Here is a 19,537-nt window from a genome sequence, read left to right on the forward strand (position 1 = left end):
TTTTAACTTTTAACAAATTTACGCAATACTAGACATAGAAACCACTGGCGGCAAGTATAATGAGGAAGGCATTACTGAAATTGCTATCTACAAATATGACGGTCATGAAGTGGTAGATCAGTTTATAAGTTTAGTGAACCCTGAAAGAGACATACAACCTTTTGTGGTTAATTTAACAGGTATAAACAGTAATATGCTACGCAACGCTCCTAAATTTTATGAAGTTGCTAAACGTATTGTTGAAATTACAACAGACTGTATTATTGTTGCACACAATGCCCAATTTGACTACCGTATTTTACGAACAGAATTTAGCCGATTAGGATTTGAGTTTGAACGAGAATCACTTTGCACCGTAGAGCTTTCAAAAAAGTTAATTCCGGGGCAAAAATCATACAGTTTAGGCAAATTAGTGCGGGCATTAGGCATTCCGGTTTCCGATAGACACAGAGCATCGGGAGATGCGCAAGCTACCGTTAAGCTTTTTAAATTATTACTTGCCAAGGACACCGAAAAGCATATTATTAAAAATTCTGTAAGAGCCAACCCTAAACGTCAGCTTGAACCTAAACATATTGATATTATTGCCAATTTACCATCAATTACAGGTGTTTACTATATTCATAATGCCGAAGGTGAAATAATTTATATTGGCAAGAGTAAAAACATAAAAAAACGTATAAATCAGCATTTTACGGGTACTAATCCAAAATCAAAAAAAATTCAAGCAGCCGTAAGTTCTGTAACTTACGAAGCCACTGGTAGTGAACTTGTAGCACTTTTAAAAGAAAGCGAAGAAATTAAACGTGTTAAACCTATTTTTAACCGTGCTTTACGAAGAACCATTTTTACCCACGCACTATATAGTTTTGTTGATGAAAATAACTATATAAATTTAAAAATTGATAAGGCAGACGGACGTAAAAAACCAATAACCACCTTTAGTAACAGGCAAAGCGGCAAAAGTTTTATCACCAATGCTGTTGAAGAATATAACCTTTGCCAAAAGCTAGCGGGCTTATACAAAACAAAAACCAGCTGTTTTAATTACGAAGTAAAATTATGCAATGGTGCTTGTATTGAAAAAGAACCGCCTGAAAGTTACAACAAACGTGTAAATAATCTAATTACTAAAAACAGCTACGCCAATAAAAATATGGTAATTATAGATCGCGGAAGAGATGTTGATGAGCGTAGTGCCATTGTTATTGAAAATGGTGTTTTTGTTGGTTTAGGCTTTTATAATTTAAATTATCAAATAAATAATATTGACGTTTTAAAATCAATTATTACACCCATGGCAAATAATAGAGATACTCAGCACATAATACAAAGTTATTTAAGACGATATAAAAAAATGAAAATTATACAGTTACCTTAAAGGCAATAATTTTAAAACTGATTTTCTTTACTATTTTTGAATTAATGAACACACAAAAAAAACATTGGAAAGATAAACTTCATGAAATTATTTATGAAGCAGATACCAAAGCAGGTAAGCTTTTTGATGTTATTTTACTTTACACCATAATTGCAAGTATTTTACTTGTAATGCTTGAAAGCGTTGAAAGTATTGATGCCAAATACCACAATATTTTAGACGTTTTAGAATGGATAATTACTATACTTTTCACTATAGAATACATAGCGCGCGTAGTAACCGTAAAAAAACCATTAAAATACATATGTAGTTTTTACGGTGTAATAGACTTATTATCAACCATACCAAAATACATTTCATTAGCCTTTGGTGGCATACAAGCGTTAGTAGCACTTCGTGCATTGCGCTTATTACGCGTTTTCAGAATTTTAAAATTAGTACGCTACCTTGGCGCCTCAAACGCATTAATAAAAGCCTTAAAAGCAAGCAGGGTTAAAATATCCGTATTTCTATTTGCAGTAATAATAATATCAATAATACTAGGCACCATTATGTATTTGGTTGAAGGAAACCAATCTGGTTTTACCTCAATACCAACCAGTGTTTACTGGTGTATTGTTACCTTAACTACTGTTGGTTATGGTGATATTTCTCCCATAACACCTTTAGGGCAATTTATAGCATCATTAGTAATGGTTTTAGGTTATGGCATTATTGCAGTACCAACAGGCATTGTTACGGCCGAATACACCGCCCAAACTAAAAACGAAAAACAAAACTCACAAAACAATGTTAGTTTAAACTCTAAATGTTGTTTAAATTGTCTTGCCGAAAACCATAAAGACAATGCCGATTTTTGCTATAACTGCGGCAAAAAACTACACCGTTAAATTCAAAATAAACCTATCAAAACTAATACTAAATATTTAATTTCTGTTATTGGGCCAACTGCCATTGGCAAAACAGCACTTAGTATAAAACTGGCGCAATATTTTAATACCGAAATAATATCGGCAGATTCTAGGCAATTTTTTAAAGAAATGCACATAGGCACAGCGGCACCAACTGCTACTGAGTTGGCTGCGGCTAAACACCATTTTATTCACCACAAATCAATACATGAAAACTACAATGTTGGTGCTTTTGAAAAAGATGCTATAAACACCTTAAATACACTTTTTAAAACTCACAATGTTGTAATAATGGTTGGTGGCTCTGGGCTTTATGTTGATGCTGTAACAAAGGGATTAGATGATTTTCCTGATGTTGACAGTTCTATAAGAGAAAACCTCAATAAAACATTACAAAATCAAGGTCTTGAAACTTTACAAAATCAATTAAAACAACTAGACGAAAAAGCCTTCAACAGTATTGCTATTCAAAACCCACACCGCGTTATAAGGGCCTTAGAAATTTGTATAGGCACAAGCAAGCCCTATTCATCTTTTTTAAGCAACCCCAAAAAAAACCGACCATTTAAAACCATAACTATTGGCTTAATGGCCCAAAGAGATGTTATTTACAACCGCATTAACCAACGTGTAGATATTATGGTTAAAACCGGTTTATTAAATGAAGTAAAAACACTTTTACCCCATAAAGAATTAAACGCCTTAAATACGGTTGGTTATAAAGAAATTTTTAAATATTTTGAAGGTGAACACACTTTAGATTTTGCAATTTCTGAAATTAAAAAAAACACCCGAAGATTTGCCAAAAGACAACTCACATGGTTTAAAAAAAACCAAAACACCTTTTGGTTTGATTACACAACAAACACTGAAACAATTATAAACACTATAAAAAACAACTTAAACAATGATTAACGTAAATGAGTATTTTAACGGAAACGCAAAATCTTTAGCATTTAATAATACACAAGGTAAATTTACTGCTGGCGTATTATTAAAAGGCGAATACGAGTTTAACACATCTACCAAAGAATGGATGACTTTAACTGCAGGTAGTTGGGAAATTGAATTACCTAATGATGTTAGAAAACCTTATGGTATTTTTGATGTTTGTGAAATTCCTTCTGGTATAACCTTTAAAGTATACGCTTTAGAAGACTCTTCTTATTTATGTAAATATGAGTAGTTTTTAGGGTAATACGTTTAGTATTTTTCAACTTTGGTTAACCGCTCAAATCAACTAAATTTATTTAAAAATTATATCTTTAATATATGAATATAGTTTCTGAAACACCTTTAGATAATCCTGTTTGGAGCACTTTGGTTGACACTCATACAAATTACTGTATTAACTACGGAAACGTAAAGTTTTTTAAACCAGAATATGCGCCTTTTGGTGCTTTCACTAATATTGAAGACACCAAAAGCGCCATTTTTGAACACGCTAAACTAATTGATGAGTTCTTTATTGTAGGCAATAAACCTTTACTGCCTGATGGTTTTAAAATAAAAAAATATGTTGGCTTACAAATGGTAGCGCAACAACCTTTTAATAATCCTATTTCAGAAAATATTATTCAATTAAACGCAACACACCACACAGATTTGTTAGCACTAATAAAAATTGCATATCCGCATTTTTTTAAAAATAAAACAAATGTGCTTGGTCGCTATTTTGGAATTTACAAAAACAACCAGTTAGTAGCCATAACAGGTGAGCGTATGCAAACAAGTAATTTTATCGAAATTAGTGCCGTTGTAACACACCCAGAGCATACAGGTAATGGCTATGCTAAACAGCTAATAACACATACCGCTAAAAAAATAATTGAAAGCAAAAAAATACCGTTTTTACACGTAGATGAAAACAATGTAGGACCTATAAATTTGTATAAGAAATTAGGCTTTGTTGAAAGAAGAAAAATGCATTATTGGTTAATTAGTAGGGCGTAAAGTAATTTTATTCCATAACAACCGTACTATATTTTGCGTTAACAACTATACTTTTACCACTACCTAAACTACCTGCAGTAAAGGTTGAAACATTGCCGCTTTCCTTTTTGGGGTGCGCTAACCTAGACCTATTACCTTTATATTGCAAATTACAACTTGCTTTAGGTAATGCTATTAGGGCATTACTGTTTTGAAGTATTATGTTTAAGTTGGTAAAAGTATCATCTATTTTAAAAATATTTACATCGCCAATATTACAATCTATTATAGCATTTCCTTGCAAACTATCAATAGTAATATTTGATGAATTTGCATTTAACACTACATGCTTAACATTACCAATTTCAACAGCTTTAGAATGGTTTAAGTTTAGTTCACCTAAATTCCAGTTGGTTACATAAACAGGCGAATACGAAGCATTAATGGAAGTAGAACCTCCATTAACGCTTTGTGCTATAAATTTTGTGTGTGATAAGTTTGCCTTTAAATTTTCGGCCGATGCAAACTCTACTTCACCATGCCTAACATTCACCTTTAATTTGGCTCCTTTTGGTAGTTTAATTTTAATTGTTTTTTTAACAGGTATACTACCTTCTTTGTTTGCTAATTTTTCAACTATTATACGTCTTTTTTCAATAAGCTGATCGCGTTTTTCACGTTGTATTTCACGTTGTTCCATGGCTTTTACTCTAGCCTTTTCACGTAATTCTTGTGCTTTTTCTCTAGCTTTTGCTGCTTCTTCTCTTGCTTTATGCTGTTGTTCCATTTGTTTTCCAAAGCGTTCTCCCCATGCTTCCATTTGCTTTTCAAAGTCTTCGCTATTCCAATTTTTTTCAAAATTTTTGGCCCAAGCCTCCATACGCTCTCCAAATTGTTCGCCCCATTCTTTTCCAAATTTTTCACCCCAAGCTTCCATTTTTTTAGCGTATTCTTCACCATAAACAGATTCAAACTTTTTTGAGTATTCTTCTAAATATTTTTCACCATCTTTTTTATAAGCATCATAATCAAAAGCTACATGGTCTGCGCCTTTTGGTAATTTTGGCAATTTAGGCATCTTTGGCATTTCGGGTAATGCTGGTATTTCTGGTACTTCAGGTATTTGTATGCTACTAATACTTTCACAAATAACATCGGGCAAATCTGCCAATTCATATTTTAATTCATCTAAAATTATATTTACCAAACCATCGTCATCTGTATAAGTATTTGGTGTTGCGTACCAAACCTTTGTTGGTTTGCCTGAGCTTTTGGCATTAATACTTACGTGGTTATTTGTAGCATCAACATCTACATGCCAATTGTTTAAAACTTCTTGCAGTGCATTATCACTAATATTATCACCTTCAATATAGGCCTCAATGCTTACTTCGTTTCTGTTCCAAGTATCAAAAACTATGTTACAATAGCTGGTATTCAAATCTATATTTACATCTTTATTTACTTTTATAGATTGTGATACTTTTGTTTGTTTGTTTTGCGCTTGCAAGCTACCAAGCGCAAAACATGCTATAACTATTATTGCTAGTTGTATAATTGATTTGTTCATTTTTTGATTTTTTTAGATTGATTGTGCTTCTGCCTCTGTACCAGCTTGAGAGGGCGAAAGTGTTTTTAATTGTGATTTTAAACGATACAATAGGTTTAAACGTAATTTTAAATTATCTATTAAAGCATTTATGGTAAGCTCTGTTGGACCAGATTCTGTGAGTTCTTCCGAGAGTGTTTTATACTCATTATCAAGTTCTGCCAATTGTTCAATATAACCATCAAAAAGGTCTTTGGTTTCTGGGGTATATTTAATTTTAGATAGTTCTAAATTTATACTTGCCAAATAATAATCTTCAACCTTTTTTAATCCTGGTGAAATATCTCCCAAAGTTTTTGTTTCAATAGTTAGTGTATTAACAACATTATTAGTGTTTATGGGCTGTGGCTGTGGACTGTAAATTATTTTATAGGCCGAAAAACTTAACCCCATTACCAATACAATACTTGCAGCTATACGTAACCAACCAGTGTTTTTAGTTTTGGTTACAGGTAAAGCCTCATCTAACTTTTTAATAAATCGCAATTCATGATTATCGGGCATCGTTTCATGCGTTATTTTGTTATTTTCAAATAACTCTCTAATATCTTTTGCCATGATTTTTAAGTGTTAATAATTCTTGCAATTTTGTTTTTCCTCTAGATAATTGTGTTCTTGATGCTACTTCAGATATGTTTAAAATATCTGCTATTTCTTGATGGTCATACCCTTCAATTAAATAAAGCATAACCACATACTGGTACTTATCTGGCAGTTTATTTATTGCTAGTTTTACATCGTTTAGTGTTATAGCATCATCTACTAACCATTTGTTGTCTATTGGTGCATCAACAACTTTTAAATGCACATCATTTAACTCTACGAGCTCTTGTTTTTTGGCTTTTAAAAAATCGATACTCTTATTAACAACAATACGTTTTAACCATGCCCCAAAAGTAACTTCGGCTTTGTACTGATCTAGTTTTGAAAACGCTTTAATAAAGGCCTCTTGTACTACATCTTCAGCATCATTTGCATCTTTCAAAAACCGTTTAGCAACAATATACATACCATTGCAGTACTGGTTGTATAACTGCAGTTGTGCTTTACGGTTGTTCTGTTTACATTGTTCAATAATGTTAACTTGAAACATGTTATTTTTTTACTTTTGGTTTGCGTTAGTTTATTTGAAAGACGATACAAAAACTAAAGTGTTGCAAAACATCATATTTTTTTTTGAAATTAATAACAAAACACAATAATTATACGTTAGCAGTTTAGCAGTTAATAGTTTTAAATTATATTTGCTGCTTAAAAAACACTGCTACATGAATACCTTTTTAAAACGAATATTAATACTGCTTTCTATAATTGCTTTAGGCTTGTTATTATATTCTGTTTTTGTTGAAAATATTTTTGATAAACGCCTGAGTCCTAAAGATACTGTAAAATTTGAATTGAATGATTTAAGGCTAAAAGTGTTTTATAACAGACCCTTTAAAAAAGAGCGTGAAATTTTTGGTGCCTTAGTACCTTTTAATAAAGTTTGGAGAACCGGAGCCAACGAAGCTACTACGTTTGAAACCAACAAACCGCTTGAAATTAATGGCGTAAATTTACCCGTTGGTAAATACACGTTATGGACCGTACCAAAAGATTCTGTATGGACCGTTATGTTTAACACCAAACAATATGATTGGGGTGTAGACTCTGAAATGAATCCGCTTTGGGACCCCAATTACGATGTTGTAAACGTTAATGTGCCAGTACAAAAAATTAATGGCACCGTTGAACAATTCACCATTGCTTTTGATAATTCTACTGATAAGCTTTACCTAACCATGGCTTGGGATGACACAAAAATTGCCGTTCCTTTAAAAAATTAAGGGGTTTATTTTGCGTATCTTAGCGTATAAACCTTTATACTAAGTGACAACGCCCAAAAAAACAGCTTTACAAGAAACTGATGGAATTTCAGCAACTGAAATCACCAACAAAAACGCTATAAAAAAACTAAAAGCTAAACGCAACCAACAGCTTGATAATAACGCTCTTGTTTTGGCTATTTTAAACAAAGATATAACCGCTTTAAGTAGAGCCATAACATTGGTTGAAAGCCAAAACCCAAACCACATACAAAAAGCCAAAAACATTATTAAAGCTTGCTTACCACACGCCAATAAATCTATTAGAATTGGTATTACAGGCGTTCCTGGTGTAGGCAAAAGCACTTTTATTGAAACCTTTGGAAAATATTTAACTAACCAAGGAAAACGCGTTGCTGTTTTAGCCATAGACCCAAGTAGTAGCGTTACTAAAGGTAGCATTTTAGGCGATAAAACCCGAATGGAAGCCTTAGTTAAAGATGAAAACGCATACATAAGGCCATCAGCATCTGGTGAAACACTTGGTGGTGTAGCCAGAAAAACAAGAGAAACCATTACATTATGTGAAGCCGCAGGTTTTGATGTTATAATTATTGAAACTGTTGGTGTTGGACAAAGCGAAACAACCGTGCACAGTATGGTAGATTTCTTTTTACTATTAAAATTAGCGGGTGCAGGTGATGAGTTGCAAGGTATAAAACGTGGTATTATTGAAATGGCCGATGCCATAGCCGTTAATAAAGCCGATGGCAACAACCTACAAGCCGCAAAAAATGCCAAAGTAGAATTTGCAAGAGCACTTCACTTCTACCCTACAAAAGCATCAGGTTGGCAACCAACAGTTACTATTTGTAGTGCTTTAAAAAACGAAGGTATTGATACTATTTGGAATAATATTTCAGCATATATTAAAACCACAAAAGCCAACAATTATTTTAATTTAAAACGAAACGAACAAAACAAGTACTGGCTTATTCAAACCATAGAAGCACAATTAAAGTCAGACTTTTTTAATACACCAAAAATAAAAGCCGCATTAAAAAAACAGCTACACCTTATTGAAACCAACCAAACAACACCATTTGCAGCAGCCGATGTTTTGTTAAACCTCACCTAAGTTGTAATGTATTTTTTAATTAAAAATTGCCCAAGTTTGTAGAATAAAAACCCAGAAATAGCTCCAAAGGTTAAACCGCAAATAATATCTGTTGGGTAGTGCACACCTACATAAATACGGCTATAAGCCACCACAGCACTCCAAAATAACAAAATAAAAATTAAGTTTTTATAATATGGCTTTAAAGTTAAACCTGCAAAAACTGCCGCCGCCATTGAGTTTGAAGAATGCCCAGAAAAGAACCCATATTTGCCACAACGCACAGCAATAAAGCGTATTTTATCAAATAAACCAGCCTCATCTCTACAAGGTCTTGGCCTTTCAAAACCACGTTTAAACACGTTGGTAATTTGGTCTGTAAAGGTAATCATTAGTGCCACTACTACTATAAAAATAAGCAATGCTTTCCAACCAAACTTTTTATAAAGTAAAAACAATAAAATAGCATAAAGCGGTGCAAATGTTAATTTATCTGTAATAATTAACCATAAACTATCCCAACGTTGAGAACCAAGGTTGTTTAAAAAAATAAATAATTCCGTATCGTACTTTAATATGCTTTCTAACATAAAATAAAATTTGGGCGTTCCCCTTTGGGTCGGGCTTTACGCGTTACACGGTAACTTGCTTCAATCCCTAACGCGGTTACTCGCTGTATTTTTCAATTTCGGCATCATACCATTCAGTAGCTAACGTAATGGCATTTTCGGTTTCGGTTTCAAGTTCTTTTTGGTCTTCAGCATCAAAATCTTCAAACCATTCAACTTCATCATCTTCAAGATTAATAATAAACCTAGGAAACTCTGTATGAATTACATAAATAGCTGTTGGAAATTCAGAATTATCACCTAAAATAAATTTTGGTAGTGCCATTGTTGTTAAGTTAATTTACAAACATGTATTAAAACAGTGTAAAAATAGCCAATACTATGTTAGCATTGCATTTTTTGCTATGTAAATTTACAAATTACTGTGCTTCTACAATTAATTTTTTAGTTAAGTAATTAAACCTAATATAAAGCAAAACTGCGGCGGTAGATAAACCAGCCAATAAGCCCAACCAAATACCAAAACTACCATACATATGGGCTTTACCAAAAAACCAACTTATAGGAAACCCCACCAACCAATAAGAAACAAAGGTAATTATTGTAGGTATTTTAACATCTTGCAAGCCACGTAAAGCACCTAAAACTATAACCTGTATACTATCACTTATTTGAAAAATAGCCGATGCAATTAATAACTTTGCAGCTATTGTAATTACTTCTGTGTTATCTATTAGGTTTTCGGCATCATTTAAATCTACATACAATTTGGGCAGTTGTTTGTGTAAAGCAAAAAATAATAATGCAAAACACACAGCAAACATGGTACCCATTAAAAATAGAGAAAAGGCTATACGCCTAAGCTCAAAATAATTTTTAAGTCCTTTTTGGTTTCCAACTCTAATCATTGAAGCCACACTTAACCCCATGGCTATCATAAACGTCATTGATGATAAGTTTAAAGCAATTTGGTTTGCCGCTTGCGGATTTTTACCTAACAAACCACTTAACCAAATGGCTGCGGTAAAAATGGCCACTTCAAAAAACATTTGCATGGCGCTTGGTGCTCCTAAATTTATTATTTTAGTTAGCATTAACTTATCTAAAACAAAAAACTTAATGCTGGTTACATAGTTTTTAGATTTTTCTTTTCCTTTTAATAAATACCATAAATAGGCTACCATTACAAATCTTGAAACTAAGGTACCATAGGCAGCACCAACAATACCCATAGCCGGAAAACCAAACTTACCAAAAATTAAAATATAATTTAAAAGTACATTTATTACGTTAGCAATTATGGTGGCATACATAGGATACTTTGTCATAGACAAGCCATCACTAAATTGTTTAAACGCCTGAAAAACTATTAACGGAATTAAAGAAAAAGCCACCAAATCTAGATATGGAATAGCCAACTCAACAACCTCTTTGGGTTGTTGCATCAAATACATTAAAGGTTTTGCAAAAAACACTACTAAAAATAACAACACACCTAAAACAGTACATAAAAAAAGACCATGTTTAAAAGATGATTTTCCTTTTAAAAAATTATTTTCGGCATCTGCTTCAGCAATTAAAGGTGTAATTGCTGTAGAAAAGCCAATACCTAAAGACATGGCTATAAACATAAAGCTGTTACCTAATGAAACCGCGGCAAGTTCTGCTGTACCTAATTGGCCAACCATTATATTATCAACAAAACTCACAAAGGTATGCCCAAGCATACCTAACATAACTGGTGCCGCTAATTGCCAATTGTATTTAAACTCTTTTGTGTAGTGTTTTAATTGCATTTTGCAAAAGTAAAGTATCCCTTTGTTACAGGCTAGTAATTATAGAAACAAGATTTGAAAATAGCACTATAATGAAGTTATTTCTTTTTTAGCTAATTCAAATTCAGAAATTAGATCTTGAAAAATTTCATTTACTGGTTTAATGGTATCAATTAAACTTGATATTTGACCAATTTCTAGTTCGCCATTATCTAAATCGCCTTCAAACATACCTTTTTTGGCGCGAGCTCTTCCTAACAAAGATTTTAAATCTTCTACCGTTGGCGATGTTTTATAAAGATCTTGTATGTCATTGTAAAATTTATTTTTAATAAGTCTTACAGGCGCTAATTCTTTGAGTGTTAAATGTGTATCACCTTCTTTAGCATTAACAACAGATTGTTTAAAATTAAGGTGCGCAGAACTTTCTGTGCTTGCAACAAACCTGCTTCCCATTTGAACACCATTGGCCCCTAAAACCATGGTGGCTAACATGGCTCTACCAGTTGCAATACCACCTGCTGCAATTAAAGGTACTGTAATTTCTTTTTTAACCATTGGTATTAAAGCTAGGGTTGTTGTTTCATCACGCCCATTGTGGCCACCTGCTTCAAAGCCTTCGGCTACAATGGCATCTACACCGGCCTCTTGTGCTTTTAGTGCAAATTTTACACTGCTAACTACGTGTACTACGGTTATACCTCTTTCTTGCAACCAAGCTGTATATGTTTTAGGGTTTCCGGCAGAAGTAAAAACTATTTTAACACCTTCTTCAACAATTATTTGCATAATATCTTGAAGATTTGGATACAACATAGGCACATTAACACCAAAAGGTTTATTAGTGGCTTTTTTACATTTTTGAATATGCTCTCTTAAAACGTCTGGATACATTGAACCTGCGCCTAAAAGGCCCAAACCTCCTGCATTACTTACAGCTGATGCTAAACGCCAACCGCTATTCCAAATCATTCCGCCTTGGATGATTGGATATTTAATTTTAAAAAGTTCTGTTATTTTGTTTTTCATTTTTTATTAAAGAAAATAGGAACTGAATAGCTGTAGGGCCACTTTATATTTAAAAATTCTGCTGGTTGCCAGCCTTCAATACTTTCAAAATATTTAATGATATTATTTTTGACTTTTATGGGTAACTGATTTTGTTCAACCTCTACATCTTTAATATTTCCATTAATATCAATTGTAAAATTGACATAAATTACGCCGTGTAATGTATAGTCTATATTACTAACAATACCCTGTATTTTTCTTTTAAATTTTTTATTCCCTCCACTGAAACTTGGTTTTTTGTAAAGGGTTTTATGTGTAAATTCTAGACTTTTACCTTCTTCATTAAAGTAATTTCCGGATAAAATAGAATCGTTTTTATAAACTAGTCTAGCTCCTAGTTTACCATTGTAATGGTAGTACTTCCAAATGCCTTCTTTTTTATCTTCTATATATATGCCTTCATTCTTTAAATACCTATTATCAAACCAAGTTCTAACTTTCCCATGCTTTAACCCTTTTGAATTGTAATGTAAAATATTTGAAATACTATCTTTTCTATTGTAAGTTATAAATTGACCTATTGGTATTTTAAAATCTTTAGTTTTGAAATGCCCAAAATTTAATATTTTACCATTTCTGCGATACCTTTTCACTTGCCATAACGAATCATCTATTTTTTTTACAACTTGAACTATTCTTGCATGATCACTTATATCTTTTTCATTCTCTAATTTCTTATTGTTTATATCTAAATATGATATTATTGAGTCAGTTTGAGCTAAATTTAAACTTGTAAAGAATAAGAGTATGATTGAAAGATAAGTCTTGTTCATATTATTTGCATATTTAAATGCAATTTATGAAATAACCCCCGAACCTAAAAGCTCTTCACCATTATACCATGCTACAAATTGACCTTCGGTAATGGCAGATTGATAATTTTCAAAAGCAACATAAATACCTGCTTCAACTTTGTGAAGCACTGCTTTTTCTAAGGGCTGCCTGTATCTAATTCTGGCTTCAACTTGCATAGTTTCACCATTGTTTAGCGCTAAATCTTCACGAATCCAATGCAATTCATCATTACTTACAAATAAGGCTTTTTTTAATAATCCTGGGTGTGTTTTGCCTTGTCCGGTATAAATTATGTTTGTATCAACATCAGTATCAATAACAAACAATGGCTCTACAGTTCCGCCAACAGCGAGTCCTTTTCTTTGGCCTTTAGTAAAGTAATGGGCACCTTGGTGTTTACCAACGGTTTTACCATAGGTTTCTTTATACTCTATTTTTTTTGACTGGTATTGAAGTTTTTCTTCTTCGGTATTAAAACTGGGCGTTTTTTGGTTATAAACTTCGTGTTCTTTAGGTATTTCTACAATAACACCTTCTTTTGGTTTTAATTGTTGTTGTAAAAATTCAGGTAATTTTACTTTTCCTATAAAACACAAACCTTGTGAATCTTTTTTATCTGCGGTTACTAAACCTATTTCATTGGCTATTTTTCTAACTTCCGGTTTGGTTAATTCACCTATAGGGAATAATGATTTTGATAATTGCTCTTGTGATAATTGACATAAAAAATACGATTGATCTTTATTACCGTCTACACCAGCCAATAATTGATACACGTTTTCACCTTCTTTATTTATGGTACCTTTTCTGCAATAATGCCCGGTTGCAACATAATCTGCCCCAAGATCTAATGCTATTTTCATGAATACATCAAACTTAATTTCACGATTACAAAGCACATCGGGGTTTGGGGTTCTTCCTTTTTCATATTCATTAAACATATAATCAACAATACGTTCTTTATATTGCTCACTTAAATCAACTGTTTGAAAAGGAATACCTAATTTTTCGGCCACTAACATAGCATCATTACTATCATCTAACCAAGGGCATTCATTTGAAATTGTAACAGAATCATCATGCCAATTTTTCATAAAAAGTCCAATAACCTCATAGCCTTGTTGTTGCAATAAATATGCTGCAACACTAGAATCTACACCGCCTGAAAGCCCAATAATAACACGTTTCATTTCAATAAAATTAGTCTGCAAAGATACATATATTTAAAGGAATACTAAACATTTTACATATAACTGAAACATCATTTTGTTCATCTATTTTTATTTTTTTTTGAACAAAATTTGTTTTTTTGTTTAATTATTTTATACTTTTGTTAAACAATTAATCGTAAATATCATAAACATGAAAACATTAACAGCATTAAAAAAGGTTTCATTGATGTTATTTGTTGCTATATTATCTATTGGATGTAGCGATGATGATGACAACAATATGCCTATTGAAAAAGCCCCTGAAACCATTACTGAGTTAGCGGTTGCTACACCAGATTTAAGCATTTTAGTACAAGCTTTATTGGCTGCAGACGGTAATCTTGCAGCTGTTTTAGATGATCCAACTGGAGACTACACAGTATTTGCACCTACAAATGCTGCCTTTGAGAAATTTTTAACAGATAACAATTTCTCAAGTTTAGCCGATGTACCAAAAGACGTTTTAACACAAGTACTATTAAACCACGTTGTTGCTGGTGAACTACAATCTACTGCCTTAAGTACTGGTTATGGAAAAACTTTAGCCACAGAAGCTACAACAGGAGCTAATTTGAGTATTTATATCAATACTAGTAATGGTGTTACTTTAAACGGCATGTCTTCAGTAACTACACCAGATGTTGATGCTACAAACGGTATCATTCACATTGTAGATGAAGTTATTGGCTTGCCAACAATAGTAGATTTTGCTACTACAAACGATGACTTTTCGGTGCTTGTATCAGCATTAACTGGAAGTGATTTAACATTTGATTATGTAACAGCACTTTCTACACCTAACGGTACAGACCCTGCTCCATTCACAATATTTGCACCAACAAATCAAGCTTTTATTGATGTATTAGCTGAATTAGGTGCTAATGATTTAAGTGATATAGACGAACCAACTTTAAAAGCTACTTTAGATTTACATGCAGTGGCAGGAGCCAATGTGCTTTCTAGCGCTTTAACCGATGATATGCCTGTTTCAACACTTGGTGGGGAAATTACTGCAAATGTAACTGGTGGTGCAACTTTAACAGATTCTAACGGTCGTGTTAGTGACATACTTGTTGTAGATGTACAAGCTGCCAATGGTGTAATTCACGTAATAGACAAAGTTATTTTACCAACCATACCTAACACTATTGCTGGTAAAGTAGCTGCCAACGAAAGCTTAAGTAGCTTATTAGCTGCGTTACAAGCAGCCGATGGTGATTTGGTTTCAATTTTAAATGGTATGACAGATTACACAGTATTAGCACCAAGTAATGATGCTTTTGCTGCATTTTTAAATGACAATAACTTTGCTTCATTAGGAGATGTTCCTACTGATGTTTTAGCACAAGTGTTGTTAAACCACGTAATAACTGGAGAAGTAATGTCTACAGATTTAGTTAGCGCTGGTTCCGGATACGCTAAAACTAACGCTACTGGCGCTGGAAACATGAATATGAGTATTTTTTATGATACTTCAAACGGCGTAATGTTTAATGGTATTTCTACCGTTACTAAAGCCGATATTAAAGCTACAAACGGAGTTATACACATTGTTGATAAAGTAATAGGTTTACCAAGTGTTGTAGATCATGCTATTGCAAACCCTTCATTTAGCAACTTAGTAGCTGCTTTACAAGCAGCCGATGGTGACTTAGTAAACACATTAAGTGGTGATGGCCCTTTTACAGTACTTGCACCGGTGAACGATGGTTTTACAAGCTTTTTAAGTGACAATAATTTTGCTGCTTTAGCTGATGTTCCTACTGATGCTTTAGCGCAAGTATTGTTAAATCACGTTATGAGTGGCACAACTTTTTCTACAGATTTAGTTTCTGCTGGTGCTGGGTATTCTACAACAAGTGCTACCGGAGCTGGAGATAATGCTATGAGTATTTACTACAACACATCAAATGGTGTAATGTTTAATGGTGTATCTACTGTAGCGGTTGCTGATGTTGTGGCTAGCAACGGTGTAATTCATGCAGTTGATAAAGTTATAGGCTTACCAACTGTAGTTGATTTTGCTTTAGCCGATCCTAATTTTAGTACGTTAGTAGCAGCATTAACTAGAGATGATTTAACTACAGATTATGTAACATTATTGTCTACACCCAACGGTACAGATCCTGCGCCTTTTACAGTATTTGCACCAACAAACGATGCTTTTACAGATTTATTAACTGAACTAAACGCCAATAGTTTAGCAGACATAGACGAGCCTACATTAAATGCTACATTAAGTTACCACGCAGTGGCTGGTGCTAATGTAAGAGATACAGATTTAATGGATAATATGACAATAGCAACTCAAGGTGGAAATATTACAGCAAATATTACAGGTGGTGCAACTTTAACTGATGCTAACAATAGAGTGAGCAACATAATTGCTGTTAATGTGCAAGCTTCTAATGGTGTAATACATGCTATAGATAAGGTTGTTTTACCACCTCTACCTTAATTTTAAAAAATACGAATAAGTCTTTATTTTGATTTATTGGTTATGTTTGGTTAGAAAGTCATGGACAATATTTACTCCATTTACTCTTGAAAATTGTCTATGAAAAAGAGGCGCCCTGAGATTTCAGGGCGTTTCTTTTTTTAATTATTTTGAAGAAAAATTAATAGTTTCTTTTAATGCTCCAGCTTCATAATATTTCCAAAGGCCGTGTTTTTTTCCGTTTTTATAAGCGCCTTCAACTTTTAAATGTCCATGAGAGTCATATACTTTTGATGGCCCATGTAATTGCTTGTTTTCATACATAAACTCTTTTAAAACAACATTTTTTATTGAATACCAAACAGATGCTCCGTGGCGTTTTCCATTGATATAATTTTGGCTTTCGGCTATTTGCCCATTATTGTAATACACAAAACGCTCACCATGTAATTGCCCTTGTTGGTTATAATGCTCTAAAGTCATTAACTTATCAGAGTTTTTATGATAATACGCCCATTCACCAATATAATATTTCCCGTCCATGGCACCCTTGCTTATAATTTTTCCGTTAGAAGCATAGAAAAACACTTGAGCAATATTATTGCGATTATTAAAAATTTTAGTTGCCGTTAACACCGCTTTGCCTCTAATATTTTTATAAAAATTGAATGTATCAATTTCTTTACCATGTTTAAATTTACCTTGGTATCTTAGCACTTTTGTGCCATCAAAATTCTTTTTCCAAATACCATGACGCTTACCGTTATCATCAAACTGATTAAATGTTTGGGCTGATATTGACGTGAATATTACTAAAAATACAATTGTTAAAATACTGCTTAATTTCATAATTTAAATTGACTATTTTTTTGTTTCACTTTCACTTTAAAAAATAAAAACAACACATAATTAAACGATAAATAAAACTTCAAATTGTATAAAAAAAGCTGCCAAATACATATAATTTAAGCAGCTTTTTAATTTATACTTCAGTTAAACTGAAAATATTTTTTAGATTATTTTTTTCTTTTTTGTTGTGCCTGTCTTTGTTGTTCGGCTTGCTCCATCATTTCTTGCATACGTGCCTGAAATTTGTTCTGCTTTTTAGGTTTCTTTTTATTTTCTTGAATTTGTGCATGAATTTTATCTTCATCAAGAATATAATTTTTAATAACTAAAATAATACCAATACTAATTAAGTTTGAAATAAAGTAATACAAACTTAAACCAGATGCATAGTTATTAAAGAAGAACAGCATCATTATTGGAGAAAAATACATCATGTACTTCATCATTTTTGCCATATCTGGCATACCTTCTTGCTGTGGCTGTTGCATTTGCACATTTTGCCCCGTTGTTAAACGCATGTAAAAGAAAATAGCTATAGATGCCAATATTGGAAATAAACTAACGTGATCTCCATAAAATGGAATATTAAAAGGTAAGTTAGCCACTGTATCATATGACGATAAATCTTCGGCCCAAAGGAAACTTTCTTGTCTTAATTGAAATGCCGATGGGAAAAACTGGAATAACGCATAAAACACTGGCAACTGTATTAAAGCTGGTAAACACCCTGATAATGGGCTAGCACCTGCTTTTGTTTGTAAGGCCATAGTTTCTTGTTGCGCTTTCATTTTATTGTCTTTGTATTTCTCGCGGATAGCATCTAACTCTGGCTTTAAAATTTTCATTTTTGCCTGCGATAAAAACTGTTTATACTGTACAAAAGACAAACATATTTTAACCAAAATTGTCATTACCACAATGGCAATACCATAAGGCATAAAACCACCAAGAAAACCAAATAAAGGCATAAAAATATAGCGGTTAATCCAGCCAAAAATACCCCAACCAAGTGGTACTAACTCATCTAAATTTCTATTATATGCATTTAATGTTTTAAACTCACTTGGCCCGTAGTACCAATTCATGTTATAATTAAGCTCGCCACCTTTTAACTCTAATGGTATTTTTGATGTGAAATTTTTTGTAAAAACGGTGTCAACAGCTTCATCTTCAACCAAGTTAGTTGATGCTATTTTAGCTGTTTTAAATGGCGTATCTGTTAATAATATAGATGAGAAAAAGTGCTGCTTATACCCTATCCAACTAACATCATCTAGTGTTTCTTCGGCATCACGCATACCGGTATAATCATCTTTTCCATCTTCGTATTCATAATGAATATCTGTATATCGGTTTTCATATGAAATACTTTTTGCATGACGGTAACCTTTTTGTTTCCAATCTAAATTAATGTCTTGCGAACCATTAATTACATCACTTAAACCTTGTGAACGAATGGTGAAATCCATCATATAATCACCATCAACTAAATCATATCTATACTCTAAAAATTTGGTTTCAGAAACCTTAAGTTTCATTGAAACTATGGTTTTGTTACCATTTTTTGTGATAGAAGGTTCAAAAAATAAATCGTTAGTATTTAAAATTCTACTATCTGTAGTTCCAAAATTTATATTGAAAGAAGCGTTGTTATCTTTAACAAGGTAAATGGGTTGTTTTTTAAAATCTACAAACTTTTTTAATCTAACTTCTGATAAGTAACCGCCTTTGTTATTAAACTTTAAAGCTAATAAATCGGTTTCAACAAGTGTTTCTTTATCAGATGCTTTCATTGCTGAATAAGCAAAAGCACCTAATTTATTTTTTAAAGCAATTTGTTGAAGTGAATCTGCCTGTGTACCAACTGCGTAGTCTGCTTGTGTGGTAGTGTATGTGCCTTGTTTTTCTTCTTGTTTTTTTTGTTTGGCTGCTGCTTGTTCTTGTTTTGCTTTTTCTTGAGCTTCTAATTCTTCAGGTGACGGCTGGTTTTGCCATAACATGTAAGCTAAAATTCCAAAAATAAGTACAAAACCTATTATTGAATTTATATCTAACTTTTTTTCTTCCATATTGTA

The 19,537-nt window shown here is 32.7% G+C and carries 19 protein-coding genes; 8 read left to right on the forward strand and 11 right to left on the reverse strand.

Annotation, left to right across the window (positions count from 1 at the left end; genetic code table 11):
* Positions 1–16: 16 nt before the first annotated feature.
* The 5 genes from ACXAG4_RS13765 to ACXAG4_RS13785 all read left to right on the forward strand — a co-directional run bounded on the left by ACXAG4_RS13765 (position 17) and on the right by ACXAG4_RS13785 (position 4,245).
* Positions 17–1,381, forward strand: coding sequence for an exonuclease domain-containing protein (locus tag ACXAG4_RS13765; protein WP_475296864.1), 1,365 nt, complete (start codon positions 17–19; stop codon positions 1,379–1,381).
* Between the two features lie 44 nt (positions 1,382–1,425).
* The gene (locus ACXAG4_RS13770) at positions 1,426–2,271 is read left to right on the forward strand and encodes an ion transporter (RefSeq protein ID WP_475296661.1); all 846 of its coding nucleotides are present in this window, start codon (positions 1,426–1,428) and stop codon (positions 2,269–2,271) included.
* Positions 2,272–2,286: 15 nt separating this feature from the next.
* On the forward strand, positions 2,287–3,207 hold the full coding sequence (gene miaA, locus ACXAG4_RS13775; RefSeq protein WP_475296865.1) for a tRNA (adenosine(37)-N6)-dimethylallyltransferase MiaA: 921 nt from the start codon (positions 2,287–2,289) through the stop codon (positions 3,205–3,207).
* A complete protein-coding gene (locus ACXAG4_RS13780; RefSeq protein WP_475296662.1) occupies positions 3,200–3,478 on the forward strand; it encodes a pyrimidine/purine nucleoside phosphorylase in 279 nt (92 codons plus the stop codon). Before miaA ends, ACXAG4_RS13780 begins: the two co-directional genes overlap by 8 nt.
* An 86-nt stretch (positions 3,479–3,564) precedes the next feature.
* Entirely contained in the window at positions 3,565–4,245 is a 681-nt protein-coding gene (locus ACXAG4_RS13785; protein WP_475296663.1) for a GNAT family N-acetyltransferase, read from the forward strand.
* Positions 4,246–4,252: 7 nt separating this feature from the next.
* On the opposite strand, the gene ACXAG4_RS13790 is transcribed toward ACXAG4_RS13785, so the two are convergent.
* The 3 genes from ACXAG4_RS13790 to ACXAG4_RS13800 are packed head-to-tail and all read right to left on the reverse strand — an operon-like array spanning position 4,253 to position 6,926.
* Positions 4,253–5,794 (reverse strand): hypothetical protein, encoded by a 1,542-nt coding sequence (locus ACXAG4_RS13790; protein WP_475296664.1) that lies wholly within the window; start codon positions 5,792–5,794, stop codon positions 4,253–4,255.
* Between the two features lie 12 nt (positions 5,795–5,806).
* Positions 5,807–6,391, reverse strand: coding sequence for a hypothetical protein (locus ACXAG4_RS13795; protein WP_475296665.1), 585 nt, complete (start codon positions 6,389–6,391; stop codon positions 5,807–5,809).
* Positions 6,375–6,926, reverse strand: coding sequence for an RNA polymerase sigma factor (locus tag ACXAG4_RS13800; protein WP_475296666.1), 552 nt, complete (start codon positions 6,924–6,926; stop codon positions 6,375–6,377). The genes ACXAG4_RS13795 and ACXAG4_RS13800 overlap by 17 nt, the downstream gene beginning before the upstream one ends.
* Positions 6,927–7,101: 175 nt before the next feature.
* Here ACXAG4_RS13800 and ACXAG4_RS13805 point away from each other — a divergent pair, with 175 nt between their 5' ends.
* Both ACXAG4_RS13805 and meaB read left to right on the forward strand, forming a co-directional pair.
* Positions 7,102–7,659 (forward strand): DUF2911 domain-containing protein, encoded by a 558-nt coding sequence (locus ACXAG4_RS13805; protein WP_475296667.1) that lies wholly within the window; start codon positions 7,102–7,104, stop codon positions 7,657–7,659.
* 43 nt (positions 7,660–7,702) lie between these two features.
* Positions 7,703–8,776, forward strand: coding sequence for a methylmalonyl Co-A mutase-associated GTPase MeaB (gene meaB, locus ACXAG4_RS13810; protein WP_475296668.1), 1,074 nt, complete (start codon positions 7,703–7,705; stop codon positions 8,774–8,776).
* On the opposite strand, the gene ACXAG4_RS13815 is transcribed toward meaB, so the two are convergent.
* From ACXAG4_RS13815 to mnmA, 6 genes are all read right to left on the reverse strand, one after another.
* Entirely contained in the window at positions 8,773–9,345 is a 573-nt protein-coding gene (locus tag ACXAG4_RS13815; protein ID WP_475296669.1) for a phosphatase PAP2 family protein, read from the reverse strand. The genes meaB and ACXAG4_RS13815 overlap by 4 nt on opposite strands.
* 76 nt (positions 9,346–9,421) lie before the next feature.
* A complete protein-coding gene (locus ACXAG4_RS13820; RefSeq protein WP_475296670.1) occupies positions 9,422–9,649 on the reverse strand; it encodes a hypothetical protein in 228 nt (75 codons plus the stop codon).
* Between the two features lie 94 nt (positions 9,650–9,743).
* Positions 9,744–11,120 carry an MATE family efflux transporter gene (locus ACXAG4_RS13825; RefSeq protein ID WP_475296671.1) on the reverse strand — a complete coding sequence of 459 codons (1,377 nt, stop codon included), beginning with the start codon at positions 11,118–11,120 and terminating at the stop codon, positions 9,744–9,746.
* Positions 11,121–11,186: 66 nt separating this feature from the next.
* Positions 11,187–12,128, reverse strand: coding sequence for an NAD(P)H-dependent flavin oxidoreductase (locus ACXAG4_RS13830; protein ID WP_475296672.1), 942 nt, complete (start codon positions 12,126–12,128; stop codon positions 11,187–11,189).
* A complete protein-coding gene (locus ACXAG4_RS13835; protein WP_475296673.1) occupies positions 12,125–12,943 on the reverse strand; it encodes a toxin-antitoxin system YwqK family antitoxin in 819 nt (272 codons plus the stop codon). The genes ACXAG4_RS13830 and ACXAG4_RS13835 overlap by 4 nt, the downstream gene beginning before the upstream one ends.
* Positions 12,944–12,967: 24 nt before the next feature.
* Entirely contained in the window at positions 12,968–14,155 is a 1,188-nt protein-coding gene (gene mnmA / locus ACXAG4_RS13840) for a tRNA 2-thiouridine(34) synthase MnmA (RefSeq protein WP_475296674.1), read from the reverse strand.
* Positions 14,156–14,327: 172 nt separating this feature from the next.
* Between mnmA and ACXAG4_RS13845 the strand changes: the two genes are divergently transcribed.
* On the forward strand, positions 14,328–16,634 hold the full coding sequence (locus ACXAG4_RS13845; protein ID WP_475296675.1) for a fasciclin domain-containing protein: 2,307 nt from the start codon (positions 14,328–14,330) through the stop codon (positions 16,632–16,634).
* A 144-nt stretch (positions 16,635–16,778) separates the two neighbouring features.
* Here the strand turns inward: ACXAG4_RS13845 and ACXAG4_RS13850 are convergent, their stop codons facing one another.
* Positions 16,779–17,462, reverse strand: coding sequence for a toxin-antitoxin system YwqK family antitoxin (locus ACXAG4_RS13850; RefSeq protein WP_475296676.1), 684 nt, complete (start codon positions 17,460–17,462; stop codon positions 16,779–16,781).
* 167 nt (positions 17,463–17,629) lie between these two features.
* Positions 17,630–19,531, reverse strand: coding sequence for a membrane protein insertase YidC (gene yidC, locus ACXAG4_RS13855; RefSeq protein ID WP_475296677.1), 1,902 nt, complete (start codon positions 19,529–19,531; stop codon positions 17,630–17,632).
* Positions 19,532–19,537: the final 6 nt, after the last annotated feature.

It is taken from the genome of Seonamhaeicola sp. ABD4_175, from assembly GCF_056160885.1.

Bases quoted from the DNA above. Each gene is read 5' to 3' on its own strand.
- ACXAG4_RS13770 (WP_475296661.1), top strand. From the start codon at position 1,426: ATGAACACACAAAAAAAACATTGGAAAGATAAACTTCATGAAATTATT.
- ACXAG4_RS13780 (WP_475296662.1), top strand. From the start codon at position 3,200: ATGATTAACGTAAATGAGTATTTTAACGGAAACGCAAAATCTTTAGCA.
- ACXAG4_RS13785 (WP_475296663.1), top strand. From the start codon at position 3,565: ATGAATATAGTTTCTGAAACACCTTTAGATAATCCTGTTTGGAGCACT.
- ACXAG4_RS13790 (WP_475296664.1), bottom strand. From the start codon at position 5,794: ATGAACAAATCAATTATACAACTAGCAATAATAGTTATAGCATGTTTT.
- ACXAG4_RS13795 (WP_475296665.1), bottom strand. From the start codon at position 6,391: ATGGCAAAAGATATTAGAGAGTTATTTGAAAATAACAAAATAACGCAT.
- ACXAG4_RS13800 (WP_475296666.1), bottom strand. From the start codon at position 6,926: ATGTTTCAAGTTAACATTATTGAACAATGTAAACAGAACAACCGTAAA.
- ACXAG4_RS13805 (WP_475296667.1), top strand. From the start codon at position 7,102: ATGAATACCTTTTTAAAACGAATATTAATACTGCTTTCTATAATTGCT.
- ACXAG4_RS13815 (WP_475296669.1), bottom strand. From the start codon at position 9,345: ATGTTAGAAAGCATATTAAAGTACGATACGGAATTATTTATTTTTTTA.
- ACXAG4_RS13820 (WP_475296670.1), bottom strand. From the start codon at position 9,649: ATGGCACTACCAAAATTTATTTTAGGTGATAATTCTGAATTTCCAACA.
- ACXAG4_RS13825 (WP_475296671.1), bottom strand. From the start codon at position 11,120: ATGCAATTAAAACACTACACAAAAGAGTTTAAATACAATTGGCAATTA.
- ACXAG4_RS13830 (WP_475296672.1), bottom strand. From the start codon at position 12,128: ATGAAAAACAAAATAACAGAACTTTTTAAAATTAAATATCCAATCATC.
- ACXAG4_RS13835 (WP_475296673.1), bottom strand. From the start codon at position 12,943: ATGAACAAGACTTATCTTTCAATCATACTCTTATTCTTTACAAGTTTA.
- mnmA (WP_475296674.1), bottom strand. From the start codon at position 14,155: ATGAAACGTGTTATTATTGGGCTTTCAGGCGGTGTAGATTCTAGTGTT.
- ACXAG4_RS13845 (WP_475296675.1), top strand. From the start codon at position 14,328: ATGAAAACATTAACAGCATTAAAAAAGGTTTCATTGATGTTATTTGTT.
- ACXAG4_RS13850 (WP_475296676.1), bottom strand. From the start codon at position 17,462: ATGAAATTAAGCAGTATTTTAACAATTGTATTTTTAGTAATATTCACG.
- yidC (WP_475296677.1), bottom strand. From the start codon at position 19,531: ATGGAAGAAAAAAAGTTAGATATAAATTCAATAATAGGTTTTGTACTT.